Raw genomic sequence first — 25,834 nt, 5'->3', positions numbered from 1 at the left:
ACAGGTGATCGACAATTCGCTGGTCCAAGCCTTCCGCAGAGTTACGCTCGTCGCCATTGACGACTCTGAGGTGGGGGAACACCACAACATGCGAGCCCTGCGGATACTGCTGATAACCGTCGTGATCCTGGGCGGCCTCTTCGTACTGGCCGACCGCCTCGCCGTGGGGTTCGCCGAGGACGAGGCGGCCGGGAAGCTTCAGAGCTCCGAGAACCTCGCCGCCGCGCCGGACGTGTCCATCAAGGGCTTTCCCTTCCTGACGCAGGTGGCGAGCGGTTCGCTGGACGATGTCGAGGTCGGGATCAAGGACTACGAGGCGGCGACCGGCACCGACGGCAAGACGATCCGGATCGACGACCTGACGGCGAACATGAAGGGCGTCGAGTTCTCCGGCGACTACAGCTCCGCCACCGCGGCCACCGCCACCGGCACCGCGTCCATCACCTACGCCGAGCTGCTGAGGACCGCCAAGTCCGAGCCCACCGAGGTCGCGCCCGGCGTCACCGCCGGCGTCATCGGACTGTCGGACGGCGGCAACGGCAAGATCAAGGTCGCCGTCGAGGCCACCGTCCTCGGCACCAAGCTGCCGAACCCGGTCTACGTGCTCAGCTCCGTCACCACCGAGGGCGACACCGTGAAGGTGCACGCCGACACCCTGCCCGACTTCGGCGGCGCCGACATCGCCGAGAACCGGGCCCGCGCGATCACCGACTTCGAGCAGAAGATCGACGGTCTCCCCGGCGGCATCCAGCTCGACAAGGTCCAGGCGGCGAAGAACGGCGTCGAGATCACGGTGAAGGGTTCGGACGTCCGCCTCGCGGGGTAGTACGGCTGCGACCGCGAAGGACCTCCTCCTCTTCTTCCTCTTCCTCCCGTGTCCGATTGGCGAGACGGCGCCGTCCGTTCCGTAGATGTGACTGCCGATACACGCACCCGGAAGCCTTGCGGGACCGGCCTCGGCAGCCTGTCGATCCCGTATCGCGGACAATCTCGTCTCAGCATGCGACACACCGGTGACACGCCCGCATGTCCGTCCCTACGATCGAGCCCATGAAGCGACAGGCGGATCTCACGAAGCGGCGGGCAGTAGACCTCTGCCGCGTTGCCGCCATGCTCTGTCGCCCCTTCTGAGCGGAAGCTCCGACTTCTGCGTTTCCCCGCTGCCCTGACCAGGGCACAGGTGCGTCGTCTCGGTCCGAGCACGCACCCCCTCGCACTCGCACGCCCCGCCGCAACTGCCCCGGAGGAGAGAAGAGCATGAGCCGCAGCGACGTCCTCGTCGACGCCGACTGGGTCCAGGAGAACCTGGACAACCCCAACATCGCGATCGTGGAGGTGGACGAAGACACGTCCGCCTACGAGAAGAACCACATCAAGAACGCGATCCGGATCGACTGGACCAAGGACCTCCAGGACCCGGTCCGCCGCGACTTCGTCGACCAGGAGGGCTTCGAGAAGCTTCTGTCGGCCAAGGGCATCGCCAACGACACCCTGGTGATCCTCTACGGCGGCAACAACAACTGGTTCGCCTCGTACGCCTACTGGTACTTCAAGCTCTACGGCCACGAGAACGTCAAGCTTCTCGACGGCGGCCGCAAGAAGTGGGAGCTGGACGCCCGCGAGCTGGTCGACGGCACCGAGATCCCCGAGCGCCCGGCCACCGAGTACAAGGCCAAGGCGCAGGACAAGTCCATCCGTGCCTTCCGTGACGACGTCGTCGCCGCGATCGGCTCGCAGAACCTGGTCGACGTGCGCTCGCCCGACGAGTTCTCCGGCAAGCTGCTCGCCCCGGCCCACCTGCCGCAGGAGCAGTCGCAGCGTCCGGGCCACGTCCCGTCCGCCCGCAACATCCCGTGGTCCAAGAACGCCAACGACGACGGCACCTTCAAGTCGGACGAGGAGCTCAAGGAGCTCTACGCCGAGGAGCAGGTCGACCTGGCGAAGGACACCATCGCCTACTGCCGTATCGGTGAGCGCTCCGCGCTGACCTGGTTCGTCCTGCACGAGCTGCTCGGTGTGGAGAACGTCAAGAACTACGACGGCTCCTGGACGGAGTACGGCAGTCTGGTCGGCGTTCCGATCGAGCTCGGCGCCAACAAGTAAGACAACCTCTTCCATCCCGACCGGCCTTCGTTTCCGGTCAGACCCCTCTTGGAGAAAGACATGTGTGGAGCGAAGGCCGGCGGCCCCGACGCCTCGACGATCAAGCCCGGTGAGACCACGATCCAGGGCCAGGTGACGAAGGACGGCGAGCCGGTGGTCGGTTACGTCCGACTGCTGGACTCGACCGGCGAGTTCACCGCGGAGGTCCCCACCTCCGCCACGGGCCAGTTCCGCTTCTACGCGGCCGAGGGCACCTGGACCGTACGCGCGCTGGTCCCCGGCGGCACCGCCGACCGCACGGTCGTCGCCCAGCAGGGCGGCCTGGCCGAGGTGGCCATCACGGTCTGAGCGACACCCTGACCGGCCGAAGGGCCGTACCCCACGGGTTGGACACCCGGGGTACGGCCCTTTGGCGTGGGCCGGCCCATTCTTGACGGGCCCCTTGCACTGCTTCGCACGCTGCGGGACCCTGCGCCGGACTCCGTCCGTCGGCCTTCGGCGCGGGCCTGCGTCGATGGGGTCGGTCGTGGCCCGCCGGGCCGGCCCGCTACGTGCAGGGCGGGCCTACCCTGAAGTCATGTACGCACGGCGACGTCATCTCTACTTCGCCATGATGGGGACGTGCATCACGCTCTTCGTCCTGGCCTGGGGGGTCGTGCGTCTGTGGTCGGTGCCGGTGGCCGTGGGGATGTGTGTGGTGGCCATGGTCATTCCGCCGCTGGCCGCGATGGTCGCCAACCGGCGGGGGCCGGAGGACCGCTGGTGGGACGACCCGTCCGGGGATCCGAAGTCCGACGAGTGGTGGGACGAGCTGGACGGGAAGAAGCGGCGGCAGTAGGAAGGCGGGCATGTCGCCTACGAAGTTGTCCACCGTGGTGCTCGACGCGCGGGACGCGCAGGAACTCGCCGGTTTCTACCAGCGGCTGCTGGGCTATGTGGTGCGCGCCGAGGAGCCGGACTGGGTCCTCATCGGGCCGCCACCCGGCACCGAGGGAACGTCCCTCGCCTTCGAGACCGAACCCGACTACGTGCCGCCCGTCTGGCCCAGCCGCAGGCCCGGCGACCAGCAGATGATGCTGCACCTGGACATCGAGGTCGACGACCTGGAGGCCGAGACCGCGCGGGCGCTGGCGGAAGGGGCGTGGCTCGCGGAGTACCAGCCCCAGGACGACGTACGCGTGCTCTACGACCCGTCCGGGCACCCCTTCTGCCTCTGGACCGAGGAGTCGACCGAGGAGTCGACCGAGGAGTCCCCCGCGGCTCAGTAGACGAGCGCCTGCGTCTCGTCCGCCAGAGCCTCCTGGACGAAGACCTGGGCGCCCGCGATCCGTACGCCCTCGATGACGTCCTTCTCCGTGATGTCCCGGCGGGCCGCGCACTGGGTGCACAGGGTGAGGCGGCCGCTCGCGAGGATCGCGTCGATCAGGTCGGGGAGCGGGGCCGCGTGGGGGAGCTCGAACTCGGCGGCGCGGCCCGGCAGGGCGAACCACGCGGACTCGCCGGTCAGCCATACGGAGACGTTGACGCCGCTGGCCACGGCCACCGCCGCGACCGTGAACGCCTGTGAGCAGCGTTCGGGGGCATCGGCCCCCGCCGTCACCTTGATCACCAGCTTCTTCGCCATGGCCGAATCGTAATCAACTCCCTTACAACCTGCGGCGTTGGCCATGGGTCTCCTGTGCGCGCGCATACGGAATGCGCACTTCACGTTCCGTGGGGGGACGTCTTGGATGTACCTGAAGAAGTGGGAGAGGCGGCTGACGCGCCGGTCATGCCGGTTTCCTCGGCTGCGCCCGCGCACCCGGAGGTGCCCGGACCGGCCGAGCCGGCCGCCCTGCCCCGGCCTCGTCGCCGCGGGCGCACCGCGGCGCTCCTGATCGCCGGAGCCGTGCTCGGGCTCGTCGCCGGGACCTGTACCGGTTACCTGGTGCAGGCCGATCGCCGGCCCACGAAACTGCCGCCCCTCTCCCAGCCCGTGGTCGAGCGGGCCAAGGGGGTGGCCGAGCCGCTGTCCGCCGCCGAGGACCGCCGGGTGAGGACCGACGGTGATCTGCGCGAGCTGCTGCTCCAGCGGCCCAAGGGCGCGCGGGACACCGTGATCACGGCGGGCACCGACGGCTGGTTGGACCTAGCCGACTACGCGGACGGCTACGAGGAGCCGGGCGAGATGTTCGGCGACCTCGTCAGCGACGAGTTCCGCCGTGCCGCCGTCACGGGCTGGCGGGTGGGCACCACCTACAACGTCGAGATCCAGCTGGCACAGTTCCGCCAGGAGCAGGCCCTGGCGGCCGGCGGCCACGCCGAGGGCGCGTACTACTGGGCCGAGGAGGAGCCCGACACCCGCAGCTGGCCCATCCCCGGCACGGGTGACGGCATGGCGTACGTGCACGACACCCCGGAGCGGGACGCCGGCTACCTCCCGCTGTACTCGGCCGAGGCACACGCCTGGCGCGGCGACATCGCGATGCACATCTGGGTCTACGACACCAAGCCGATCTCCAAGGAGAAGATCATGGATCTCGCCGAGCGGCAGATGGGGCGGCTGTGACCGAGATATCCGAGAGCCCTCAGAACGCCGAGAACGCCGAGAACGCCGAGAACGCCGAGAACGCCGAGGGCTCCGAGAACGTCCAGGGCGCTCAGGGCGCTCAGGGCGCCGAGAACCCCCGGGCCGCCGAGAGCACCGCGAGCCCCGAGCGGAAGCGGCCGCGGCCCTCGCGGCTCGGCGCCCTCGCCGGGACCGTCCTGCTGCTGGGTGCCGTCGTCGCCGGTGCCGGCTACACCGTCGTCACCGTCCAGGGCGCCGACCGGGACCCGGGCCGGCCTACCTGGAAGTTCCCCAAGCCGTCCGCGGCCGACGCCAAGGCGGAGAAGGCGGGCTCGGGACTGCGCGGGCTGCTGCTGCCGTACGGGGAGAACGGCTACACCCGCGGCCCCGACCTCGGAGAGTTCGGGGCCGACGCCGAGCTCAGCGGACGTCAGGCCACCGCCCTGCGCAAGGACTCGCTCAAGGACCTGCCCCGCACCCAGCGTCGGCAGCTGGAGAAGGAGATCGACAAGCAGAGCGTCAAGGGCATGGTGATGCGCAGCTACTTCTACGCGACCCGCCGCGCCATCAACTTCGACGAGGCGTTCTCCGTCAGCGTCACCCTGGCACGGATGGAGAGCCGTACGGCCGCACGGGACATCGCGACGTCCCAGAACGAGTTCTTCTCCGCGCTCGGCGTCTTCCGCAAGGGGCCGAAGATCGAGGGCCACAAGAACGCCAAGTGCTTCCTGACGCCCAAGGGCGAGGACGAGGAGCTCGACGGCGTGTTCTGCGCGGCCTACTCGGGTGACGTGCTGATCAGCTTCACCGCTGCGGGCATCCGACCGGTCGACCTGGCCGGCATCGGGGTGTTCGTCACCCGGCAGCTCGACCGCATCGACGACCAGGGGATGGCCGTATGACCGAGCAGCAGTACACCGCCACGGCGCCCCTGGCCGACATCCCGCCGGAGCCGGCGGGCGATCCGGCCGTTCCGGCCGTTCCCCCCGTGAAGAAGGACCGCCGTGTCCTGCGCGCCGTCCTGCGTTGGACCGCGGCCGTCGTCGTCTTCGCCGCCGTCGGCGCCTCCACCGCGTACGGAATCACGCGTATGGAACGCACGGACGTGCCCGGTCTCGCGACCGAGACGGACGGGCGCTGGACGTACCCGGAGATCACCAGGCCGCCGCTGCCCGCCGGCAGCCCGGCGCCGTTCGCCGAGGAGAACCTGGCCTCCCTCCACCACGCGGACCTGCGCGAGCTGCTGCTGCCGGCGCCCACGGGGGCCGAGGCGGACAAGGAGCTGAGCGGGCGCGACGGCTGGCTGGCCACGAAGGACTTCCTGTCGGCGTACGCACTGGAGGAAGACCGGGACAACCTCGGCCAGCTGCTCACGGACCACGCCCTGCGGCACATCGCGGCCCGTGGCTGGACCACGCCGGACGGTACGCGCACGCGGATCTACCTGCTCCAGTTCGAGTCCGGTCAGGTGGCTGACGTGCTTCAGCAGGACCACCTCACCAACTTCGACTCGCCCGCCTACGGCCTGCGCGGTGCCGACCGGATGCACATGGACGAGGGCTTCCCCGCCGACGCCGAGGTCGTCGACGTACGGCACTACGCCTACGCCGAGGCCAAGCCGTACGGCGCCGAGCAGGTCCGGCAGGCGTACCTGGTCTCCGGTGACGTGCTGGGGCTGGTCGTGCAGGCCCGCAAGGGCGGGGCCGCGGCCGTCCCGTTCCAGCAGACGGTGGTCCTACAGAGCCAGCTGCTCGGCTGAGCCCGCGAGGGCGTACCTCATACGGAGGGCCCGGCCCCGGCCGCGTAAGCTGGGGCCCGGCCCTGTGTACGCAAAGCATTCCCCACGCTCAATCGAGGAGCACCCCGTGGAGATCTTCTTCGAAGCCCTGCTGGTCCTGGTCTGCGTCGGCGTTCTCGCCTTCGCCGGGCTGACCGTGAAGAAGCTGTACCAGGGCCAGCGCTGACCGCCATCACCGACGTACGAGACTTCTGAGCTGCTCATGATCGAGATCCCGTCCGACCTCCACAAGGACCTCGTCCCCCTCGCCTTCCTGCTCGGCAACTGGGCGGGCGCGGGCGTGCACGACTTCCCCGGCTCCGAGAAGTGCAACTTCGGGCAGGAGGTCGCCTTCACGCACGACGGCCGGGACTTCCTGGAGTACCGCTCTCACACCTGGGTGCTGGACAACGAAGGCAACAAGGTGCGGCCGCTGGAGTCCGAGCACGGCTTCTGGCGCATCGACGCCGACCGCAAGGTCGAGGTCACGATGGTCCGCAACGACGGCGTCGTCGAGGTCTGGTACGGCGAGATGGCCGACAAGAAGCCCCAGATCGACCTGGTGACGGACGCCGTGGCCCGCACGGCCGCCTCCGGCCCCTACACCGGGGGCAAGCGGCTCTACGGCTACGTCAAGAGCGACCTGATGTGGGTCGGCGAGAAGCAGACCCCCGAGGTCGAGCTGCGCCCCTACATGTCGGCCCACCTGAAGAAGGTCGTCACCCCGGAGGAGGTCGAGCGCTGGGCCAAGGCCCTGCCGGACGACCTTCCGGACGACGGCATCGCCTTCTTCAAGTAGGCATCCCGTCGACTGGCTCTAGACTTTCCGGTGTGGTGAGCACCGACTGGAAGAGCGACCTCAGGCAGCGCGGCTACCGGCTGACGCCGCAGCGTCAGCTTGTCCTCGAAGCTGTGGACACCCTCGAGCACGCGACCCCCGACGACATCCTCGTGGAAGTGAGGAAGACGGCGTCGGGGGTCAACATCTCCACCGTGTACCGGACCCTGGAGCTCCTGGAGGAACTCGGGCTGGTCAGCCACGCCCACCTCGGGCACGGTGCGCCGACGTACCACCTCGCCGACCGCCACCACCACCTCCACCTGGTCTGCCGCGACTGCGAGAACGTCATCGAGGCGGACGTCCAGGTGGCCGCCGAGTTCACCGCCAAGCTGAGCCGGACCTTCGGCTTCGAGACCGACATGAAGCACTTCGCGATCTTCGGCCGCTGCAAGGACTGCTCCCTGAAGAGTTCAACTACCGAGTCGTAGGCTTAGGCATATGAAGAGCCCCCTGCTGACCCTGCCCGGCGCCGTGCCCGCCGAGGGCGTGGACGAAGGCGTCGCCGCGCACTACGGCGATCTGTTCCGCGAGCAGCGCGCCCTCGCCGACGGCTCCGGTTTCGTCGACCTCTCGCACCGCGGAGTCGTCGCCGTCACCGGCCAGGACCGGCTGAGCTGGCTGCATCTGCTGCTCACCCAGCACGTCAGCGACCTCCCGGTGGGCGAGGCCACCGAAGCGCTGATCCTCTCGGCGCACGGCCACATCGAACACGCGCTGTACCTGGTCGACGACGGCACGACGGTCTGGGCCCATGTCGAGCCCGGCACCCAGGACGCGCTGATCGCGTACCTGGAGTCGATGAAGTTCTTCTACCAGGTCGAAGTCGCCGACCGGACCGCCGAGTTCGCGGTCGTCCACCTGCCCGCCGGATCCATCGCCGAGATCCCCGAGGGCGCCGTCGTACGCGAGACGGCGTACGGCCGTGACCTGTTCCTCCCGCGTGCCGACCTGGAGTCGTACGCCGAGAAGGCGGGTCCGGCGGCCGGCATCCTCGCCTACGAGGCGCTGCGCGTCGAGCACCACCGCCCGCGCCTCGGCTTCGAGACCGACCACCGCACCATCCCGCACGAGCTGGGCTGGATCGGCACCGCGGTGCACTTGCAGAAGGGCTGCTACCGCGGCCAGGAGACGGTCGCCCGGGTCCACAACCTCGGCAAGCCGCCGCGCCGCCTGGTCTTCCTGCACCTGGACGGCAGCGACGTCCACCTGCCCCCGCACGGCACGGAGCTCCGGCCGGCCGACGAGGGCCCCGACGGCCGCAAGATCGGCTTCATCACCACATCGGTACGGCACCACGAGCTGGGCCCGGTCGCGCTGGCGCTGGTCAAGCGGAACGTGCCGGTGGACGCGAGGCTCCTGGCCGGAGAGACAGCGGCCGCACAGGAAGTGGTCGTCGAGCCGTAGCCGTGCGACTGCGGCTCCGGGCTCGCCAGGGGGTGTTTTGAAAGTCCCGCACAGCACCCACGGCGCCCGGCACGCACCGGCTGCGACACCAGCCGCTGCCGCGGCGGGCGCGGGCACCGCACGGGACTTTCAAAACACCCCCTAGATCTCCAGCAGCACGGTGAACGGGCCGTCGTTCGTCAGACCCACCCGCATCTTGGCGCCGAACCGGCCCGTCGCCACCGTCGCGCCCAGGGCGCGGAGTTGGGCGACGACCTCGTCGACGAGCGGCTCGGCGACATCTCCGGGCGCGGCGGCGTTCCAGGTGGGCCGGCGTCCCTTGCGGGCATCGCCGTACAGGGTGAACTGGCTGATGACGAGGAGCGGGGCGTCGATGTCGCTGCACGACCTCTCGTCGTTCAGCATGCGGATCGACCAGAGTTTGCGGGCGAGTTGGGCGGCCTTCTCCTTGGTGTCCTCGTGCGTGACACCGACGAGCACGCACAGCCCTTCGCCCACGATCTCGCCGACGGTCTCGTCATCCACGACGACACTCGCGCCGTCCACCCTCTGCACCACAGCTCGCATGCGGCCATCATGCCCGGTGAGGGGGAAGCCGCCGGTAAAGGGGCCTGCCGGGGCTTCTTCGCGGTCTCTTTTTTGATCCTTAAGCCCCCATCTGGGGCCGTTCGTGGGCACTCGGTCACATAGGGGCCACTTGGGATGGCACCATGCTTCCACACGCCGGTCGAGGGGACGGTAGAGGCATATGAGCACACCGAGTACCGGGCAGCCTCCTGGGGCTGTCGTGTTGAGTCACACGGGCCAGCCGGCCGGGCTGAGGCCGCCCACGCAGCGCACGGCCGACGATCCGGGCCCGGGGGCGGATCCACGGCTGCCCGTCGATCCGCCCGAGCCCGATCTGACCGTGCTCAGTCTGCCCGAGCTGCGCACCCTGCGGCGGGACGCACAGCGGGACGAGGCGGACCTGAGTTATGTACGTCGACTGCTGCAAGGGCGGATCGACATCCTGCGGGCGGAACTCGCGCGGCGCTCTCCCGCGGGCGCGGCGTCCGTCGTGGAGCGACTCTCGGAGATCCTCACCGACGCCCCGGCCCGCCACCGCTCGTCGGCCCGCCACGTCACCCTGGGCACCCCGCAGAGCGAGGAGTACCGGCTGCTGGCGGCCGAGATGCTGGCCGAGGTGGAACTGTCGGACCTTCAGGCGCGGACGGACGTCGAGCTGAACGCCGCGATGGGCAGGCTGGTGGGGTACGAGCAGCAGGTGTCCCGACGCCGGCAGCGGTTGCAGCGGACGGCGGACGACTGCGGGGCGGAGATCACACGCCGTTACCGGGACGGCGAGGCCGTGGTGGACGACCTGCTGACCTAGCTGACGCCGGCTGCGCGGCCACCGCCCGGTGGGGGCTGGTCGCGCAGTTCCCCGCGCCCCTTGGGAGCACTTTCAGCCCGTCCGGCGTGTGCGGACGAGGCCCGGAGGGCCGACAGCGGGGGTCTGGGGGGCGCAGCCCCCGGGGGCGGGACGGGTAGGGGCGGCAGGGGCGAGGAAAAATGCGAGGACACCCCCGCACCCACCTCCCTACCGTGACCCCATGAGCCGTCCCGAACCCGACACAGGCACAGACGTCCGCCCCATCACCGAGGCCGACATCCCCGACTGGATCAGGGCCCTGAACACGGGCTTCCTCCGCACCCCCGACGTCTCCGGGACGGAGATAGCGGACCGCAGCTCGTACCTCGTCCCGTCCCGCACCCTCGGCGCCTTCGACACCGGCCGCTGCGTCGCCACGTTCCGGTCCTTCGCGCAGGAGATCACTGCGGTCGGCGGCGCCCCCGTCCCCGCCGACGCCATAACGAACGTCACCGTCACCCCCACCCACCGCCGCCGAGGCCTCCTCACCCGCATGATGGCCCACGACCTCACCGCAGCGAAGGACCGCGGCGACGTCGTAGCCACCCTGATCGCCGCCGAGTACCCGATCTACGGCCGCTACGGCTTCGGCCCCGCCACCTGGACCACCCAGTGGACGGTCGACGTCCCACGCGCCGGCCTCGACCCGAGGTGGGCCGGCCCCGAGGACGGCGGCCGTATCGACCTCGTGGACGGGGCGGACGTACGCAAGCTCGGCCCGGAGCTGTACGAGAGGGTGCGCGGCGCGCAGCCGGGTGCCGTCGACCGGGACGAGCGGTGGTGGCAGGTCGGCACCGGGGTGCTGCGCCTGGACAGGTCCCCGTGGACCGAGCCCTTCTTCGCCGTGTACCGCTCGGCGGGCGGCGAGGTGCAGGGGCTGGTGTCGTACCAGGCGGACGACCACTGGGGCGACGGCAAGCAGCCGTTGAACACGGCGTCCGTGAACTGGCTGATCGCGGCGGCCCCGGACGCCGAGCGGGCGCTGTGGCGCTATCTGTGCTCGATCGACTGGATCACCACGGTGAAGAGCGGCTGGCGGGCCCCCGACGACCTCCTGCCCTTCTACCTGCCCGATCCGCGGGCCGCCCGGGTCACGACACAGGCGGACTGGCTGTGGGTGCGGATCCTGGACGTCGTACGGGCTCTGGAGGCGCGGACGTACGAGGGGCAGGGGACGCTGGTGCTCGACGTCGTGGACGGGGGCGGCCACGGGAGCGCAGGCGGTTTCACGGGTGGGCGGTACCGGCTGGACGTGTCCGCGGACGGTGCCTCGTGCACCCCGACCACGGCGACCCCCGAACTCACCCTCGACATCGCCGACCTGGGCCGGCTGTGGCTCGGCGACGAGTCCGCGGTGCGGCTCGCCGCGCTGGGCCGGGTGCGGGAAGAACGAGCGGGCGCCGCCCTGGTGGTCGACGCCCTGCTGCGTACGTCCAGGCGGCCTTGGTGCCCGGACGTCTTCTGAGGCTCCTCTCTGTCGGCGGCAGGTCTGTTCATCCGTAGCGTGCTGTTCGGTTGTGACTGTGCGATGTCGTTGTTCAGTTGTCGCTGTTGAGTTGTGGCTGTGCTGTTGGTGCAGACTGACCAGGCTCCCGGCTCCCCTCCGGAAGGGAGCCCGGTCAGCCGGACTGGGCGAGCAGCATCACGAGGATGACCGCTCCGATGCCGCCGATCACGGTGTTCTTGGCCTTGATCCCCAGGGTCAGCGCGACGAAGGCGATGAGGCCCATCGCGCCGTACTTCATCTGGAGGAGCTGCTCGAATCCGATGGCCAGGGCGGCGACTGCGAGGTAGATGAGCGGCATGAGGTCCGTCCTTCCGAGTGGGCGGAGCGGACCCCGCCGATGTGAGGTGCTGAGCGCGCCGGAGCGACCAACCATCGGAAAGTGCAACCATGTTGAACAAGTTGGTGACCAACTTACCGCGAGTTGCTTTGGCTTGGAAGTGTCCGGTAACCACCTTTCGGTTAACTGCCGCGAGATGGCGCAAAGTTGTAACCTTCCGATGTGACCTCGGAAGGCGCTGCCGTCAACGGCGGCAAGAAGAGGACGCGCTCGCACCGTGAAGTGGCGGAGGTGCTGCGCCAACGGATCAGGTCCGGCGAGCTGCGACCTGGCCAACGCATGCCCACGCAGGCCCAGCTGGCCGACGAGTTCGACGTCGAGCGCGGAGCCGTGCGGCAGGCCCTGCGCATCCTGCACTCGGAGAGCCTGCTCACCAATGTGTCCAAAGGGGCCCCGGCGACCGTCGCCCCCGACCTCGGCAGGGCGTTGACCGGCACCGGAGTACCGCCGGCGCCCACCATGGCAGCCCTCGCCCCGCGCATCGCGGCCGCCTTCGCCGCCCCGCACGTCGAGATCGACGCCCTGTGCCTGACCTCGGTCTCCCTCACGCTCGCCATCGGCGAACCGCTCCGCCAGATCCACGCCGGACAGCTGAAACCGGCCAGGCTCGACGTGCGTGTCCTGCTGCCCAGCCGCGACATCCCGCTCGCGTTTCCGGCGCCGGTGGACGCCTCGGCCGACGGCGCCTACCAACAGCTGCGGCGCCGCTGGCTCGCCCAGCGCAACGCCCAGGGCCAGGTGCTCCAGCACCGTCTGCTGGCGCTGCGCTCGACGCACGGCATCGATGTGCAGGTCACCTTCCGTGCGCTGCCCTTCACCCCGCCGGTGAAGCTCTACCTGCTCAACAACGCGGAGGCGCTCTTCGCCTACTACACGCTGACCCGCCGCGAGGTGGAGATCGACCACCGGCATCTGGAGACGTACGACCCCAATGGCACACAGTCCTTGCTGTTCGCCTTTCAGCGCGGGACCGAGCATCGCGACACCTCGTTCGTGGAGCAGTCCCGCCTGTGGTTCGACGCGCTCTGGGAGACCATCAGCACCGAGTTGTCCCTGGACTGACAGCGGCCGGATCACAGCGCCTGCCTTGAGAGCATCAGGACGAGCAAGAGCGCGCCGATGGTGCTGCACGTCTGGTTGCGGGCCTTGACGCCGATGGCGAACAGAAGCAGCGCGAGGAGGCCCAGGACGCCGTATCTCCACAGAATGATCTGCTGCACAGTGAAGACGAAGGCGGTGACGAAGGCGGTGACGAAGGCGGCGAACTCGTTCACGGCGGTGTCTCCTTGGGGCAGGGAGGAAGAAGCTCTCCTTCGGCGGGAAGTGCACTGATAACTCTGTCGAGTTGGTCGAAGTTGGCAGCCAACTGTGGTTATGTAGTACCAACTTGGAGGGTGGGCCTAAACAGCGTCCGGAGAACTCCCCCGAAGTGGGATGAGGTCGTAGCGTTTGGTCGTGGCCGAGGAGAACGTGGCAGTGAACGGCAGCAGAAGACTCTCGCCCCAGCAGATCGCCGACATCCTGCGGGAACGGATCCGCGTCGGTGACCTCAAGGCGGGCGACCGCCTGCCCACCCAGGCCGATCTGGCAGAGGAGTTCGGGGTGGAGCGCGGCGCCGTACGCCAGGCCCTGCGCGCACTCCAGGAGGACGGTCTCCTCACCAACGTGAGCAGGGGGAGTCCGCCGCGGATCGCCGAGCCGACGCCGGCGAGGGAGGGGCCGCAGCCGACGATGGTCGGGCTGGCGCCGCGGCTGACGGAGGCGTTCTCGAAGGCGCATGTGTGCATCGATGCCGCCTGTCTCACCGCCGAGAGTCTGATGATCGCCCTGAGCGAGCCCATCCGCCTGATCCATGCGGGCACTCTCGACCCCGAGTCGATCAACGTCCGCATCCTGCTGCCGTCCCGGGACATCGATCCCGCCTTCCCGGTCCCGGTCGAGAGCCGCGAGGACGACCCCGTTCATCAGCGCCGGCTGGCGATGCGCAACGCTCAGGTGCAGGTGCTGCGGCACAATCTGCTGGCGCTGCGCGCGACGCATGGCATCGATGTGCAGATCACCTTCCGTGCGCTGCCCTTCACCCCGCCGGTGAAGCTGTACCTGCTGAACCGTGACGAAGCGCTGATCGGCTACTACGTCCTGACCGAACGCCGGGAGGAGTACGAAGAGAAGACGGTGGACATGTACGACGTCCTGGGCTCCCAGTCCGTCCTCTTCTCCTTCGTGAAGACGGCCGGGGTGCGGGACGCGGCGTTCGTGGCGGAGTCCCAGAAGTGGTTCGATGCCCTCTGGGAGACCATCACCACGGATCTGAACCTCCCCTAGCCCCGCCGGCCACCCGGCGTGGCGCAGACTGAATCGGTGACCTCGTACACGGATGACCTCCACGATCTGATCACCCGCGTCCGGTTCGTGCTCTGGGACTTCGACGGTCCGATCTGCCGCCTCTTCGCCGGCCACAAGGCGGACTCCGTGGCCAGGGAACTCGTCCGATGGCTCGACGGATCCGGGATGCGGCACATGTTGACCCACGAGGAGCGGCGGTTCGCCGACCCGTACGAGGTGCTGAGGGCGGTCGATCGCCGGTGTCCGGGCAGTGACCTGGTGGCGGAGGTGGAGGCGCGACTCACGCGGGAGGAACTGCGAGCGGCCTCGTCCGCCATGCCGACCCCCTACGCCGACGACCTCGTCCTGGCATGGGCGGCGAGGGGCGCGCGCCTGGCGGTCACCACGAACAACTCGCCGGCCGCGGCACGCAAGTACTTGCGGACACGGGGGTTGGAAAGTTGCTTCGGGCCGCACATCTACGGGCGCACCCAGGACCCGAACCTCCTCAAGCCGCATCCGCACTCTCTCCGGCAGGCGCTGGCCGCGCTCGGCGCGGACCCGTCGGACGCGCTGATGGTCGGCGACGGGCCCACGGATCTCCTGGCCGCACAGCAAGCCGGCGTCGCCTTCATCGGGTACGCACGCAACGACAGGAAGGAGGAGCTGCTGCGGGAGGCGGAGGCCGAGCACATCGTGCTCTCCCTGAGTGAGGTGCTGCGGGGACTCAAGGTCTGAGCGGCCCTCGACGGAGGAAGTTGCCACGATCGTCACCCCTTTCACCTACACCCGTCCTACAACTTTCTGTCCAATTGGCTTGCTTGCCTGATGAGTTACTTCCCAACTGGACTGATCGCTTAACTTCCAGTCCAATCGGGTCGGTTGTCTGACTGGAAGTGGGTTGGTTCTGGGCTGGTAGGAGTACGATCGCGGGCGTGAGCGAAGACGTGAGCGAAGACCGGAGCGACGGCGAAGGCGGCGCGACGTACCAGTGGGTCAGAGGCGAACTCCTCAATCGTCTGACCGATGGGACATACGTCCTGGACTCACGTCTGCCGTCCCAGCGTGAGCTGGCGGAAGAGTTCAACGTGTCGCGGGACACCGTGCAGAAGGTGCTGCGGGAGCTGGCCGGCGAGGGCTGGATCACCTCGCGGCAGGGCAGTGGGACCAGGGTGATCCGGGGGCAGTCGCCCATATCGTCCCCCGGGGGGCGCAGCGTCTCCCTGGAAGAGCTCATGGACGAGGCCTTCCAGAAACCGGAGGTCACCCTTGACGTCTACACGCTCAGCTCCGAGACGCTGGCGTTCCAGATCCACCGGCAGGACGAACAGATTCGGCTCAAGCGTCCGAAACTTCAGCGGATCGCCCTGCGCATGCTGCTGCCCGCCAAGAACCTGACGGGCCGGCAGTATCCGAAGGCCGTGGACGACAAGGACGACGCGGCGGTGTGGGAACGCCATCTCGACACCATGCGCAGGAGTACGGACGCGATCCAGGAGAAACTCCAGGGCCTCAAGGCCGAGGGGTACGTGCCGTCCGTGGACCTTGAGATCCGCTACGTGAACCTCCAACCCACCCAGAAGGTGTACCTGGTCAACGGCACGGCGATGTTGTCCGCGCCGTATGTGCCGGTCATGCGCCCGATCTACCTGGTGGCGCACGACAAGCACGTGGAGGCGTTCGACGTGCTGGGTGTGGGCGCCCCGCTCACGTACGACGTCAAGGACGACCACGAGCACTCGCCGGCCTCCCAGAGGGTGGCCAATCACCGGAAGTGGTTCGACGCGATGTGGGAACTACTCGCCCGCGCTGAGCATCACAGGCCGTGAGGAGAGTCGTCCAAATGGTGACACGGCGGGAAGTGGGCGACCCCGCCTACTACTCTGCGCGCTCATGTCCCCCCAACTGCCCGGCAGGGCGCATCGGGCTCTCGTGCGTTTTCTTGCGGAGAACCGCCGTGCGAGTGCGTACGAAGAAGTGGTGATCGGCCACCACAACATGAATCACATCCGCCCGCTCGGACAGCCGCTGGCCCTTTTGCTGGGAGAGCGCTCCGGTCAGGTCCGCGCCAAGTTCCGCACGCCCTTCGAGACGATCGAGGTGGTGCCGCGGATCTGGCCGCGGGAGTCGGAGATCCTGCGTGTCGTGGGGTCCCGGTTGCCCGATGCGCCGCGCTGCCTCGCGGACTTCGGCGTGTGGTCTCTGGACACCTTGGTGAAGGGGCGCGTGCTGTCGGACGTCGTGCCGGAGGGGACCGTCGGAGCCGACCGGCTGGCGGCGCTGGCCGACTTCTTCGTGACCCTGTCCGACGTACCGAAGGAGGAGCTGCCCGGCTTGCCCGCCGACTGGCCCGAGGACGGGGACAGTCTTGGCTTCCTGCACTGGCTGGCCGGGTTTGCCGCCGACCGGGTGTACCAGGCCAACCTGCCCCGCTTCGGCGCACTGTTCGACGCCGTCGGGGTTCCGGGGGACGCCATGGAACGGTTCCTGAACGCGACGCCGCCGCTCACACGGCGCCCCTTCGCCCTGCTGCACACGGACGTTCACCGGGCGAACATCGTGCTCTCCCCGCGACGGGACGGTGAGCGGCTCGTTGTCATCGACTGGGAGACGGCCATGTACGGCGACCCGCTGCATGAACTCGCCACCCATCTCGTCCGTATGCAGTACGGCAAGACGGAAAAGGACCTGATGGTCGGATTGTGGGCTGAGGCGATGCGCCGGGCCGGACACGGGGAGATGGCCGCCGGTCTGGAACGCGATCTGCCCTCGTACCTGGGCTTCGAACTCGCGCAGTCGGTGTTCCCCGACGTGATGCGTGCTGCCCTCCGTCTCCCGGACCAGCCCACCGACCGGGACTTCGCCGAGGCCGCTGAGCGGGTGTGCCGTGCGCTGTGGCGGGCCAGGGAGCCGCTGCGACTTGAGGAGCGGCCGGTGGACGAGGACGTGGTCCGGCAGGCGCTTCGGCGGTGGCAGGCGTCGGACGACCGAGTTGCGCTCGTGAAAGGGCGCGGAAAGGGAGTGCGTGGATGGGACGACTCGCGCAGGCGCAAGCGCCGGGGAGGGAGCCCGGGAGCCGGACTGCTGAACGGGATGATCGGAGCATTGCTGCTGACCAGGATGACTGTGATGCCGCGGTAGTCGCCGCGCGGGCGCTCCTGGAGTGGTCGACCTGCGTGCTGTTCGATTTCGACGGTCCGATCTGTCGGTTGTTTCCCCGGGGCTCCTCACGACCGCTGGCAGAGGAACTTCGCCGCCTGGTGGCGGCCTTCGGCCTCGAGGACGCCCTGACCGGCGCCGAGCGGACCGGGAAGGATCCGCATCTGGTGCTGCGTGCCGTACACCAGGCAGCGGCGCGGGCGGATGTCCGCCGGGGCTTCGAGGACGTGGACTTCGGGCAGTTGGTCGGAGCGCTCGAAGCGGCGGTGACCGAGGGCGAGCTCACCGCGGTGCGGGTCGCCTGGCCCACCCCGAACGCGGACGAGTTCATCGGCCGGCTGGCCGAACGCGGGCTGTGCCTCGCCGTCGTGACCAACAACTCCCCGCACGCGGCCGGGTGTTATCTCCGGGAGCGCGGGCTGGAAGGGCACTTCAAGGCGATCCACGGCCGTACCGCCGACCCCGGTTTGATGAAACCGCATCCCGACGTCGTCCGGCGAGCCCTGGAGAGCCTGGGGCTGCCGCCGCAGGACGCGGTGATGATCGGGGACACGCCGACGGACCTGGAAGCCGCGACGGAGGCGGGTGTGGGGTTCATCGGGTACGGCAGGAACGAGGCCAAGCGGAAACTGCTGCGGGACGCCGGGGCGAAGGTCGTTCTGGGGGCGTACGCTCCGTTGATCGAAGGAATGGGGTAGAGGGGGGCCGCCGCCCATGACTCCAGAGCCCGTGTCGGGGGCACGGACTCGCGTCGATGAGATGTGGGCCGTTATGCGTAGGCTCACCCCCATGTCAGAGACCGGACTGCGCGAACGCAAGAAGCAGCGGATGTACCAGACCGTGTCGGACACCGCCATCCGCCTCTTCCTGGAGAGGGGCTTCGACGCCGTCTCCGTCGCCGATGTCGCCGCCGCGGCGGAGATCTCCAAGCCGACGCTGTTCCGGTACTTCCCGACGAAGGAGGATCTCGTCCTGTACCGGTTCGCCGATCACGAGGACGAGGCCGCGCGGGTCGTGCGGGAGGGGCCGTCGCCGGTCGAGGCGCTGCGTCGGCACTTTCTCGACGGGCTGGAGCGGTGTGACCCGATCACGGGGCTCAATGACGATCCCGAGGTGCTCGCCTACCAGTCGTTGCTGTACGGGACTCCCGCGCTGGTCGCTCGCATGTACGGCTACCTGGAGCGTTCGGAGGCCGCGCTGGCCGAGGCGCTGGGGGGAGGGCTGGAGGCGCGGCTGGCCGCGGGGCAGATCGTGGCGGTGCAGCGGGTCCTCGCGCAGGAGAACTGGCGGCGGATCGCGGCGGGGGAGCGGGCGGCCGAGGTGCGGGGGGATGCCATGGCGGCCGCCGAGCGGGCGTTCGGGGTCTTGGAGGCCGGGCTGCCGGGGCTGGTCGCCCGCCATACTGAGGCTGAGTAAAAGATTTAACTCGGTTACGTTATTTCGGTACGCTCCATGGAATGACGTCACCCGACCCTGCCCTCCGCCACGCCCTCGACCAGGAACGCGCCCACCACGACCGCTGCCGCACCGCCCTCGCCGTCATGGTCGACGGCGCCGACGAACAGGTCGTCATCGGCGAGAACGCCTCCGCCTCCGGTGCCGATGCCGAGATCCTCGGCTACCAGCTGCGCAGCCAGGCCAAGGCGATGCACGAGCTGCCCGAGGGGCCGTTGTTCTTCGGGCGGCTGGACTTCAGCGGCCCGGAGCAGCAGGCGCTGCACATCGGGCGGCTGCGGATCAGCGAGCATCCCGCCGCGCCGCCCCTCGTCGTCGACTGGCGCGCACCCGTCTCCCGCGCCTTCTACCAGGCCGGCGCCCGCGACCCGCAGGGTGTCGCCGTCCGCCGGCGCTTCGGCTGGGCGCCCGGCAGCCGCGGGGACTCCGCCGACCTCACCGGCCTGGAGGACGAGCACCTCGCCCGGGGCGAATCGCGGGCCGGCGAGATCGTCGCGCGGGAGATCGAACGGCCCCGCGTCGGACCCATGCGGGACATCGCGGCCACCATCCAGCCCGAGCAGGACGATCTCGTACGAGGTGACCTCACCCTCTCCGTATGCGTCCAGGGCGCCCCCGGCACCGGTAAGACCGCCGTCGGCCTGCACCGCGCCGCGTACCTGCTCTACACCCACCCGCAGCGCATCCGGCGTGGCGGCCTGCTGATCCTCGGCCCCAACCGGACCTTCCTCTCCTACATCTCCGAGGTGCTGCCCGCCCTCGGCGAGACCGGCGTACGGCAGTCCACGCTGCGGGACGAGATCGCCCGGCATCCGGTCAAGCGAAGGGAGGACGAGAGGGCCGCCGCCGTCAAGCACGACGCCCGGATGGCCGAGGTGCTGCGGCGCGCTCTGTACGCGCGCGTGGGCGGCGGCGAGGGGATCGGTCCGCTGGCCGTGCCCGAGGGGTCGTATCGGTGGCGGGTGGCGGAGGGTGAGCTGCTGCGGATCGTGGCGGGGGTGCGGGCCGAGGAGCCGCCTTACGCCGTGGGGCGGGAGCGGGTACGCACGCGGGTCGTGCGACGGATCCTGGAGCAGGCCGAGCGCCGGGGCGGGCCGCCGGGTGCCGCGTGGCTGAAGAAGATCTCGCGGGCGCGGGCGGTCGGGGAGTACGTCGACGCCGTGTGGCCGCGGGTTCGGCCGGAGGAGGTCGTATCCCGACTGCTCATGGATCCGGAGGAGTTGGCGCGGGCCGCCGACGGGCTGCTGGACGCCGACGAGCAGAAGGCGCTGCTCTGGGCGAGGCCGCCGCGGTCGTGGAAGTCGGCACGCTGGTCGGCCGCCGATCTCGTGCTGCTCGACGAGGTGGCCGGGCTCATCGAGCATCCGCAGCAGTACGGCCATGTCGTCGTCGACGAGGCGCAGGACCTGTCGCCGATGGAGTGCCGGGCGATCGCGCGGCGGGCCGCGTTCGGGTCGGTGACCGTGCTCGGGGACCTGGCGCAGGGGACGACTCCGTGGGCGGCGCGATCGTGGGAGACGGTGATGGCGCAGCTCGGGAAGCCGGACGCGGTGGTCGTACCGCTCACCACCGGGTTCCGGGTGCCGCGGGCGGTGCTGGCGCTGGCCAACCGGCTGCTGGAGCGGCTGGACGTGGCGGTGCCGGCGGCCCGTTCGCTGCGGGGGGACGGGGAGCTGCGGTTCCGGGCGGCCGACGGTGATCTGCCGGGAGCGGTCGTGGGTGCCGTACGGGACGCGCTGGGCCGGGAGGGATCCGTCGGGGTCGTCGCGGCGGACGCGGACGTGGACCTGGTGTGGGAGGCGCTGCGGTCGGCCGGGATCGGGGCGGGCGGCGCGGACGAGCTGGGGGCACGGGTGGCCGTCGTACCGGCGAGTGTGGTGAAGGGGCTGGAGTACGACCATGTCGTCGCCGTGGAGCCGGCGGCGATCGTGGAGGCGGAGGAGCGGGGGCTGCACCGGCTGTATGTGGTGGTGACGCGGGCGGTGGCGGGGCTGGAGGTGGTGCACGGGAGACCGTTGCCGTGGTGAGGGCCACGAAGGGCGACGGCCTCCCGTGCGCGGTTACGCCGCGTCGAGGAGCGGGACCAACTGCTCCTCCTCGTATGTCAGATGGGCCTCCAGCGCCGCGGTGAGCCGCTCCACCTCGGCGCGGGCGGCGGCGGGGTCCGTGTCCTCGGCGGTCACCACGCGGCGCAGGTCCTCGACGAGCTCGGCGATCCGCTCGTGCTCCTCGCCCAGCCGGGCCAGCGCGGGCGCGAACTCGGGGTGGCGGTCGGCCAGGACGGGGAACATGCCGATGTCCTCGCCGGTGTGGTGGTTGTGCAGACCCGCGCAGAAGGTCAGACAGTTGACGCGCAGCTGGGCGCCGAGGGTCGTACCGGCGCCGGCGCTCATCTCCTCGCGGATCAGGGCGAGTTCGCGGCGGAAGGCGTCGTGGACGACCCTGATGGCCTCGCCCATGGAGGAGGCGTTGATGTTCGGGGGCCCGCCCTGGGCGATCTCGTACAGGGCGACCACGGGGATCACCCGGTCCGTCTTCTCCTGGTACGCCGCCCAGCCCGGATCGGCCTCCACGGCCCGCGCGAAGGCGCGGTCACGCTCCTCGCCTTCGAGGACGACAGCCCGCGCCTCGTAGGTGAACGCGCCGCTCTCGATGGTGACCCGGGGGTTCGCGAGGAGGTTGTGGAACCACGCGGGATGCTTGGGGGCGCCGGCGGCCGAGGCGATGACCAGGACGCGGTCGCCGCCGTCGGGGAGATAGCCGACGGGGGTGGTGTGCGGGCGGCCGGTGCGGGCGCCGGTGGTGGTGAGCAGCAGGAGCCGGGCGCCTTCGAAGTAGCCGCCGACGCGGCCCTTGTTGGCGCGGAACTCCTCGATGACCTGCTGGTTGAAGTCGTGGGGCAATTCTCTCTCTTTCTCTGTCGCTGGATGTCCGTACGGAGGGCACGGAGGGAAAGGCGAAGAGAAAGAGAGGCGGGCTCCTGGCCCGCCGCCACAGCCTCACTCAGAGGCCGGGCAACACCCAACTCGCTCACGGCACATGGCCGACCCGGCAGTCATGGAACGAGACGGTACCGTCCGTCCCATGACGACCGCCACGCAATTCCAGGAGATCCCCACGACGACGCTCGCCGACCTGCTGGGCCGCGCGCAGGTCATGGGCGTCGGCATCCGCCCGCTGTGGGCCCCCGTACCGCGTGTCGCCGGCCCCGCGTACACGGTGTCGTGCCCGCCCGGCGACAACCTGATGCTGCACGCCGCCATCCACCGCGCGCCGGCCGGCTCGGTCGTGGTCGTGGAGTCGGGAGACCTCGACCACGCCCTGGCCGGCGGAAACGTCTGTGCCGTCGCCCAGCGCCGCGGAATCGCCGCGTTCGTCGCCGACGGCGTGATCCGGGACCTGGCCGAGGTACGGGAGGCGCGCTTCCCGGTCTTCGCGCGGGGCGTCATCCCGATCCCGGGCACCAAGGCGGCCGTACGGCCGTTGAACGAGCGGGTGAGCTGCGGGGGTGTGGCGGTGGACGCCGGGGACGTGGTGGTGGCCGACGAGGAGGGTGTCGTGGTCGTCCCCGCGGCCCGCCGGGAGGAGATCCTCGCGGCGGCCCGCGCCAGACTGGCCAAGGAGGCGGACGAATCCCTCGACGACTGGGAGGCGGCACACCGGGCCCGTATCGACAAGATCCTGGCGGAGGGCGGGTTCGAGGGGTGAGCTCGCCGACGCCGGGCCCTTCGGCGCCTTCGGTGGCGTCGTCGGTGCTCGTGTTCCTGGACGTCGACGGCACTCTGATCCCCTTCGGGGCGGACCGCCCGTACCCCGTGTACAAGGCGGCCCACCCACTCCCCGAGACGGTCGCCCACCCCCTGCTCTCCCGCGTCGACCCCGCCCTCGGCGCCCGCCTGGCCGGGCTCGTCGCGCTCGGCTGTGAGCTGGTGTGGGCCACGACCTGGCTGGACGACGCGAACACCTCCCTCGCGCCGTGGCTCGGGCTGCCCGCGCTGCCGGTGGTGGAGTGGCCGGACGAGGGCGACGAACCCCGGCCCGGGCCGCGCGGACTGCACTGGAAGACCCGGCCGTTGGTGGCGCGGGCAGCCGGGCGCCCCTTCGTCTGGATCGACGACGAGATCACCGACGCCGACCGGGCCTGGGTGGCCGGCCACCACCCCTCACCCGCCCTCCTCCACCGCGTCGACCACCGCCACGGCCTGACCGAGCGGGACTTCGCCGTTCTGGCGGAGTGGGTCAGCGCAGGTGGCGGGCCAGTACCTCGGTCACCCGAGTGACACCGTCCGCCCCGTGCCCCAGCCCGATGACCCGGCGGGCCTGTCCCTCGGCGGCACGCATGATGCCCGCGTCGATGCCGTGGGACTCGGAGGTCTCGACGATATGGGCCATGGAGGAGGCGCCGGAGGTGATCGGGTTGAGTTCGCCGGAGTAGGAGCCGTCGTCGGCGTCGCCCGCGAACTCCTCGAAGAGCGGCGCCAGGATCGCGCCGATGCCCTGTGCGTGGGGGAGCAGTTCTCGCGCGGTGATGCCCTCGGCCCGGGCGATGGCCAAGGCGTGCGCGTAGCCCGACATCGCCGTCCAGAAGATGTCGAGCAGGGCGATGTCGTAGGCGGCGGCCCGGCCGAAGTCCTCGCCGAGGTGGGTGTGGGCCCCGCCGAGCCTCTCCAGGACGGGCAGGTGCTCGCGGTACAGATCCTCGGGACCGCTGTAGATGACCTCCGCTTCCGGCGTCCCGATGGTCGTGGTCATCGACATGATCGCGCCGTCCAGATAACGGATGCCGTGCGCGGTCGCCCATGCCGCCGCGTCCCGGGCCCGGGACGGGGTGTCGGCGCTGAGGTTCACGAGCGTACGGCCCTTGAGCGCGTCGGTGACCGCGTCCTGCCGCAGGACCGCGTCGGCGGCGTCGTAGTTCACCACGCAGACGACGGTCAGCGGACTGGCGGTGACCGCCTCGGCGGCGGACGCGGCCGATGTGACACCGCGGCCGACGAGCTCCCGGTCCCGCCCCGGCGTGCGGTTCCAGACGGTGACGCGCAGGCCCGCGTCCAGGAACGCACCGGCCAGAGCACGGCCCATCGGGCCGAGACCGATGACGGTGACGGCGGACTCGTGGTCGTAGGTGGGCATGACTCAACTCCCTGTAGAGTAGCGATAATTGATGACAAAAGGGGTGGGGAAAGGGGCGGGGAAATGTCGCGTCGGCGCAATGATCCGAACGTCTGCGGGGTGACCGCCGCGCTCGCCGTGGTCGACGGCAAGTGGAAGACGTCGCTGCTGTGGCTGCTGGAGTCCGGCCCGCACCGCCCGGCGGAACTGCGCCGCCGCCTGCCCGGCCTCAGCGAGAAGGTGCTGACCCAGGCGCTGCGCGAGATGGAGACGGACGGTCTGGTGGACCGTGAGGTCTACGACGTGCTGCCGCTGAAGACCGTCTACTCGCTGACCGAGTTCGGCCGAGACCTGGCCGAGGCTCTCGGTCCGCTCTCCGACTGGGGTCACCGCCGCCTGGAGCGGTTGACCGGGGCCCAGCCGGTCTCCTGAACTGAAACGCCACCTCCGTCCGCCGCGCGCGCCCGCCGTACAACTCGTCAGGTGACCGGGCGCCTCCGGGCCCCGTCGATCACCCACATCAAGGGTCGGACGGGGGCGGCGCGCTGCCAAGTACCCACAAAAAAGTGGGTATCGGCGGGGTGCGTACGGCTACGCCCGCGCCAGCTCTGCCGAGCAGGCCGCGGAGGTACGGCGGGTGACTGAAGGAACGGAGGTTCTAGAGCACGCGGAGGTTGGCGAGGGGGATGTTCCACTCGTTCCGTTCGATGTTTCCATGGTCGTCCTGAGCGGCAGCCGGTACCGCGACCAGCATCAGCCCGGCGACTACAGCGGCCGCCAGAACGGCGACGACACCACGCTTCACGATTCCTCCTCGACGACGCCCGTACCGACCACCCTGCGCCGGGCCACCGCGCCCGCCCGCGCGGACACGCCGCGCGGCCGACGGGTTCAGCCGCTCGGTGGCGGTGCGGGGGACGAGCAGCCGCGGGTCAGGAGAAGTCGTACGCCGCCCAGTCGGTGAGCGTGCGATAGCCGAGGCGCTGGTAGAGGGCGTTGCTGGTGGGGTTGGCCAGGTCCGCGAAGAGGACGACCTCCTTCGCGCCGGCGGCCAGTGCGGCCCGGCTCACCTCCGTCGTCACCGCAGCCGCGTAGCCGCGACCGCGCAGGTGGGCCGGGGTGTAGACGATGTCCACCTGGATCTGGCCGCCGATCAGCGGGTTCATTCCCGCGAGGGAGACGGGGGTGCCGTCCGGGGTCTCCCAGAGGGTGTAGCGCTTGTCGGCGTAACGCGTGCCGGCCCAGGACTCGGCGTCGATGGTGACGTCCTCCCCGACGGCCCTGGCGAACTCGCCGCACCAGAACATGACTTGATCGAGATCCTCCTCGCCCAGGACCCGCCCCCGGCCCGCCGGCATCGGATCCGGCGGGGTGAGCGTGCCGAGGCGGTACAGCCGGAGCCGGATGTCACGGAGTTTCGGCGTGACGCCGGTACGCCGCTGCCAGGCTTCGGCGAAGGCGGTGGCGGTGCTGTGGTCCGCGCTGACGGCGGGGAGGGAGTGCCCCAGCGCGCAGAGGTGGGCGGCGAGGGTGTCGGCCTGCTGCGGCGTGAGCGGGGTGAGGCACAGCGCGCGGGGCGGGAGGCGGTAGAAGGCGGCGTGCACCTCGCCGGCCCGCTCCAGCATGCCGAAGACGGGCGCCTCGCTCCCGAACGCCTCCGCCCCACGCGTCCGCACTCTCTCGGCCCACGTCAGCGGCATGACATGCATCCCGGGCCGCGTCCGCAGAAAGCCTCCGGCTCGGGCGAGGAAGTCGTCCACGTCTTGGGCGAGGTGCCAGTCGTCTGGGCGCATGGGGGTCAGCATTCCCGATGGGGTGGGTGGGGGCTGTGGGGTGGGTTGGCGGAGTGGTGGGT

At 70.0% G+C, this 25,834-nt stretch carries 33 protein-coding genes; 25 read left to right on the top strand and 8 right to left on the bottom strand.

What is annotated here, in order from left to right; all coding sequences use genetic code 11:
• Positions 1-88: 88 nt before the first annotated feature.
• The 6 genes from KUM44_RS01040 to KUM44_RS01020 all read left to right on the top strand — a co-directional run bounded on the left by KUM44_RS01040 (position 89) and on the right by KUM44_RS01020 (position 3,371).
• A complete protein-coding gene (locus KUM44_RS01040) occupies positions 89-826 on the top strand; it encodes a DUF2993 domain-containing protein (protein WP_217205651.1) in 738 nt (245 codons plus the stop codon).
• 200 nt (positions 827-1,026) lie between these two features.
• On the top strand, positions 1,027-1,131 hold the full coding sequence (locus KUM44_RS47465) for a putative leader peptide (RefSeq protein ID WP_370260121.1): 105 nt from the start codon (positions 1,027-1,029) through the stop codon (positions 1,129-1,131).
• Positions 1,132-1,257: 126 nt separating this feature from the next.
• Positions 1,258-2,103: a sulfurtransferase gene (locus KUM44_RS01035; RefSeq protein WP_217205564.1), complete on the top strand. Its 846-nt coding sequence runs from the start codon at positions 1,258-1,260 to the stop codon at positions 2,101-2,103.
• A gap of 60 nt (positions 2,104-2,163) precedes the next feature.
• Entirely contained in the window at positions 2,164-2,451 is a 288-nt protein-coding gene (locus KUM44_RS01030; protein WP_062723811.1) for a DUF1416 domain-containing protein, read from the top strand.
• A gap of 229 nt (positions 2,452-2,680) precedes the next feature.
• Positions 2,681-2,941: a DUF3099 domain-containing protein gene (locus KUM44_RS01025; protein WP_217205563.1), complete on the top strand. Its 261-nt coding sequence runs from the start codon at positions 2,681-2,683 to the stop codon at positions 2,939-2,941.
• Positions 2,942-2,951: 10 nt separating this feature from the next.
• Positions 2,952-3,371: a VOC family protein gene (locus KUM44_RS01020; protein ID WP_217205561.1), complete on the top strand. Its 420-nt coding sequence runs from the start codon at positions 2,952-2,954 to the stop codon at positions 3,369-3,371.
• On the opposite strand, the gene KUM44_RS01015 is transcribed toward KUM44_RS01020, so the two are convergent.
• Positions 3,365-3,727 carry a DsrE family protein gene (locus KUM44_RS01015; protein WP_217205559.1) on the bottom strand — a complete coding sequence of 121 codons (363 nt, stop codon included), beginning with the start codon at positions 3,725-3,727 and terminating at the stop codon, positions 3,365-3,367. The genes KUM44_RS01020 and KUM44_RS01015 overlap by 7 nt on opposite strands.
• Positions 3,728-3,874: 147 nt before the next feature.
• On the opposite strand from KUM44_RS01015, the gene KUM44_RS01010 reads away from it, so the two are divergent.
• The 6 genes from KUM44_RS01010 to KUM44_RS00985 all read left to right on the top strand — a co-directional run bounded on the left by KUM44_RS01010 (position 3,875) and on the right by KUM44_RS00985 (position 8,673).
• Positions 3,875-4,651: a hypothetical protein gene (locus KUM44_RS01010; protein WP_254388872.1), complete on the top strand. Its 777-nt coding sequence runs from the start codon at positions 3,875-3,877 to the stop codon at positions 4,649-4,651.
• Positions 4,648-5,553, top strand: a complete 906-nt coding sequence (locus tag KUM44_RS01005; protein ID WP_254388871.1) for a hypothetical protein — start codon at positions 4,648-4,650, stop codon at positions 5,551-5,553. Before KUM44_RS01010 ends, KUM44_RS01005 begins: the two co-directional genes overlap by 4 nt.
• Positions 5,550-6,410: a hypothetical protein gene (locus tag KUM44_RS01000; protein ID WP_217205555.1), complete on the top strand. Its 861-nt coding sequence runs from the start codon at positions 5,550-5,552 to the stop codon at positions 6,408-6,410. The genes KUM44_RS01005 and KUM44_RS01000 overlap by 4 nt, the downstream gene beginning before the upstream one ends.
• A 241-nt stretch (positions 6,411-6,651) precedes the next feature.
• Complete coding sequence (locus tag KUM44_RS00995) at positions 6,652-7,227, top strand: FABP family protein (RefSeq protein ID WP_217205553.1); 576 nt, start codon at positions 6,652-6,654, stop codon at positions 7,225-7,227.
• 32 nt (positions 7,228-7,259) lie between these two features.
• On the top strand, positions 7,260-7,697 hold the full coding sequence (locus KUM44_RS00990; RefSeq protein ID WP_217205547.1) for a Fur family transcriptional regulator: 438 nt from the start codon (positions 7,260-7,262) through the stop codon (positions 7,695-7,697).
• A gap of 10 nt (positions 7,698-7,707) precedes the next feature.
• On the top strand, positions 7,708-8,673 hold the full coding sequence (locus KUM44_RS00985; RefSeq protein WP_217205545.1) for a folate-binding protein YgfZ: 966 nt from the start codon (positions 7,708-7,710) through the stop codon (positions 8,671-8,673).
• A 141-nt stretch (positions 8,674-8,814) separates the two neighbouring features.
• Here KUM44_RS00985 and dtd read toward each other — a convergent pair whose 3' ends face one another.
• The gene (gene dtd, locus KUM44_RS00980) at positions 8,815-9,240 is read right to left on the bottom strand and encodes a D-aminoacyl-tRNA deacylase (RefSeq protein WP_217205544.1); all 426 of its coding nucleotides are present in this window, start codon (positions 9,238-9,240) and stop codon (positions 8,815-8,817) included.
• A 181-nt stretch (positions 9,241-9,421) separates the two neighbouring features.
• Here dtd and KUM44_RS00975 point away from each other — a divergent pair, with 181 nt between their 5' ends.
• Both KUM44_RS00975 and KUM44_RS00970 read left to right on the top strand, forming a co-directional pair.
• The gene (locus KUM44_RS00975) at positions 9,422-10,045 is read left to right on the top strand and encodes an aerial mycelium formation protein (RefSeq protein ID WP_217205543.1); all 624 of its coding nucleotides are present in this window, start codon (positions 9,422-9,424) and stop codon (positions 10,043-10,045) included.
• Between the two features lie 220 nt (positions 10,046-10,265).
• A complete protein-coding gene (locus tag KUM44_RS00970; protein ID WP_217205541.1) occupies positions 10,266-11,549 on the top strand; it encodes a GNAT family N-acetyltransferase in 1,284 nt (427 codons plus the stop codon).
• Between the two features lie 154 nt (positions 11,550-11,703).
• On the opposite strand, the gene KUM44_RS00965 is transcribed toward KUM44_RS00970, so the two are convergent.
• The gene (locus KUM44_RS00965; RefSeq protein WP_217205539.1) at positions 11,704-11,889 is read right to left on the bottom strand and encodes a hypothetical protein; all 186 of its coding nucleotides are present in this window, start codon (positions 11,887-11,889) and stop codon (positions 11,704-11,706) included.
• Between the two features lie 201 nt (positions 11,890-12,090).
• On the opposite strand from KUM44_RS00965, the gene KUM44_RS00960 reads away from it, so the two are divergent.
• On the top strand, positions 12,091-12,990 hold the full coding sequence (locus KUM44_RS00960; RefSeq protein WP_308402449.1) for a GntR family transcriptional regulator: 900 nt from the start codon (positions 12,091-12,093) through the stop codon (positions 12,988-12,990).
• 11 nt (positions 12,991-13,001) lie between these two features.
• On the opposite strand, the gene KUM44_RS00955 is transcribed toward KUM44_RS00960, so the two are convergent.
• Entirely contained in the window at positions 13,002-13,202 is a 201-nt protein-coding gene (locus KUM44_RS00955) for a hypothetical protein (RefSeq protein ID WP_217205537.1), read from the bottom strand.
• Between the two features lie 175 nt (positions 13,203-13,377).
• Here KUM44_RS00955 and KUM44_RS00950 point away from each other — a divergent pair, with 175 nt between their 5' ends.
• The 7 genes from KUM44_RS00950 to KUM44_RS00920 all read left to right on the top strand — a co-directional run bounded on the left by KUM44_RS00950 (position 13,378) and on the right by KUM44_RS00920 (position 20,894).
• Positions 13,378-14,253: a winged helix-turn-helix domain-containing protein gene (locus KUM44_RS00950; protein WP_217205535.1), complete on the top strand. Its 876-nt coding sequence runs from the start codon at positions 13,378-13,380 to the stop codon at positions 14,251-14,253.
• A 36-nt stretch (positions 14,254-14,289) separates the two neighbouring features.
• The gene (locus KUM44_RS00945) at positions 14,290-14,991 is read left to right on the top strand and encodes an HAD family hydrolase (RefSeq protein WP_217205533.1); all 702 of its coding nucleotides are present in this window, start codon (positions 14,290-14,292) and stop codon (positions 14,989-14,991) included.
• 197 nt (positions 14,992-15,188) lie between these two features.
• Positions 15,189-16,082 carry a GntR family transcriptional regulator gene (locus KUM44_RS00940; protein ID WP_217205531.1) on the top strand — a complete coding sequence of 298 codons (894 nt, stop codon included), beginning with the start codon at positions 15,189-15,191 and terminating at the stop codon, positions 16,080-16,082.
• Between the two features lie 151 nt (positions 16,083-16,233).
• Positions 16,234-17,394 (top strand): aminoglycoside phosphotransferase family protein, encoded by a 1,161-nt coding sequence (locus KUM44_RS00935; protein ID WP_308402448.1) that lies wholly within the window; start codon positions 16,234-16,236, stop codon positions 17,392-17,394.
• 35 nt (positions 17,395-17,429) lie between these two features.
• Positions 17,430-18,110 (top strand): HAD-IA family hydrolase, encoded by a 681-nt coding sequence (locus KUM44_RS00930; RefSeq protein WP_308402447.1) that lies wholly within the window; start codon positions 17,430-17,432, stop codon positions 18,108-18,110.
• 91 nt (positions 18,111-18,201) lie between these two features.
• Positions 18,202-18,828 (top strand): TetR/AcrR family transcriptional regulator, encoded by a 627-nt coding sequence (locus tag KUM44_RS00925; RefSeq protein ID WP_217205525.1) that lies wholly within the window; start codon positions 18,202-18,204, stop codon positions 18,826-18,828.
• Positions 18,829-18,869: 41 nt separating this feature from the next.
• Positions 18,870-20,894, top strand: a complete 2,025-nt coding sequence (locus tag KUM44_RS00920) for an AAA family ATPase (RefSeq protein WP_217205523.1) — start codon at positions 18,870-18,872, stop codon at positions 20,892-20,894.
• A gap of 33 nt (positions 20,895-20,927) precedes the next feature.
• Here KUM44_RS00920 and KUM44_RS00915 read toward each other — a convergent pair whose 3' ends face one another.
• Entirely contained in the window at positions 20,928-21,770 is an 843-nt protein-coding gene (locus KUM44_RS00915; RefSeq protein WP_217205521.1) for a nitroreductase/quinone reductase family protein, read from the bottom strand.
• Between the two features lie 181 nt (positions 21,771-21,951).
• Here KUM44_RS00915 and KUM44_RS00910 point away from each other — a divergent pair, with 181 nt between their 5' ends.
• Positions 21,952-22,575: an RraA family protein gene (locus tag KUM44_RS00910; protein ID WP_217205519.1), complete on the top strand. Its 624-nt coding sequence runs from the start codon at positions 21,952-21,954 to the stop codon at positions 22,573-22,575.
• Positions 22,576-22,619: 44 nt separating this feature from the next.
• A complete protein-coding gene (locus KUM44_RS00905; RefSeq protein ID WP_217205646.1) occupies positions 22,620-23,147 on the top strand; it encodes an HAD domain-containing protein in 528 nt (175 codons plus the stop codon).
• On the opposite strand, the gene KUM44_RS00900 is transcribed toward KUM44_RS00905, so the two are convergent.
• Complete coding sequence (locus tag KUM44_RS00900) at positions 23,107-24,000, bottom strand: NAD(P)-dependent oxidoreductase (protein WP_217205518.1); 894 nt, start codon at positions 23,998-24,000, stop codon at positions 23,107-23,109. The two genes, KUM44_RS00905 and KUM44_RS00900, sit on opposite strands and share 41 nt — an antisense overlap.
• Before the next feature lie 63 nt (positions 24,001-24,063).
• On the opposite strand from KUM44_RS00900, the gene KUM44_RS00895 reads away from it, so the two are divergent.
• On the top strand, positions 24,064-24,411 hold the full coding sequence (locus KUM44_RS00895; protein WP_217205515.1) for a helix-turn-helix domain-containing protein: 348 nt from the start codon (positions 24,064-24,066) through the stop codon (positions 24,409-24,411).
• A 226-nt stretch (positions 24,412-24,637) separates the two neighbouring features.
• Here the strand turns inward: KUM44_RS00895 and KUM44_RS00890 are convergent, their stop codons facing one another.
• Both KUM44_RS00890 and KUM44_RS00885 read right to left on the bottom strand, forming a co-directional pair.
• Complete coding sequence (locus KUM44_RS00890) at positions 24,638-24,784, bottom strand: hypothetical protein (RefSeq protein WP_217205513.1); 147 nt, start codon at positions 24,782-24,784, stop codon at positions 24,638-24,640.
• A 127-nt stretch (positions 24,785-24,911) separates the two neighbouring features.
• Positions 24,912-25,772, bottom strand: coding sequence for a GNAT family N-acetyltransferase (locus KUM44_RS00885; RefSeq protein ID WP_217205512.1), 861 nt, complete (start codon positions 25,770-25,772; stop codon positions 24,912-24,914).
• Positions 25,773-25,834: the final 62 nt, after the last annotated feature.

Source organism: Streptomyces sp. AC550_RSS872, assembly GCF_019049285.1.
Taxonomy (GTDB): Bacteria; Actinomycetota; Actinomycetes; order Streptomycetales; family Streptomycetaceae; genus Streptomyces.
Note: the sequence above shows the minus strand (reverse complement) of the source record. Positions and strands in the feature narration are given on the sequence as shown.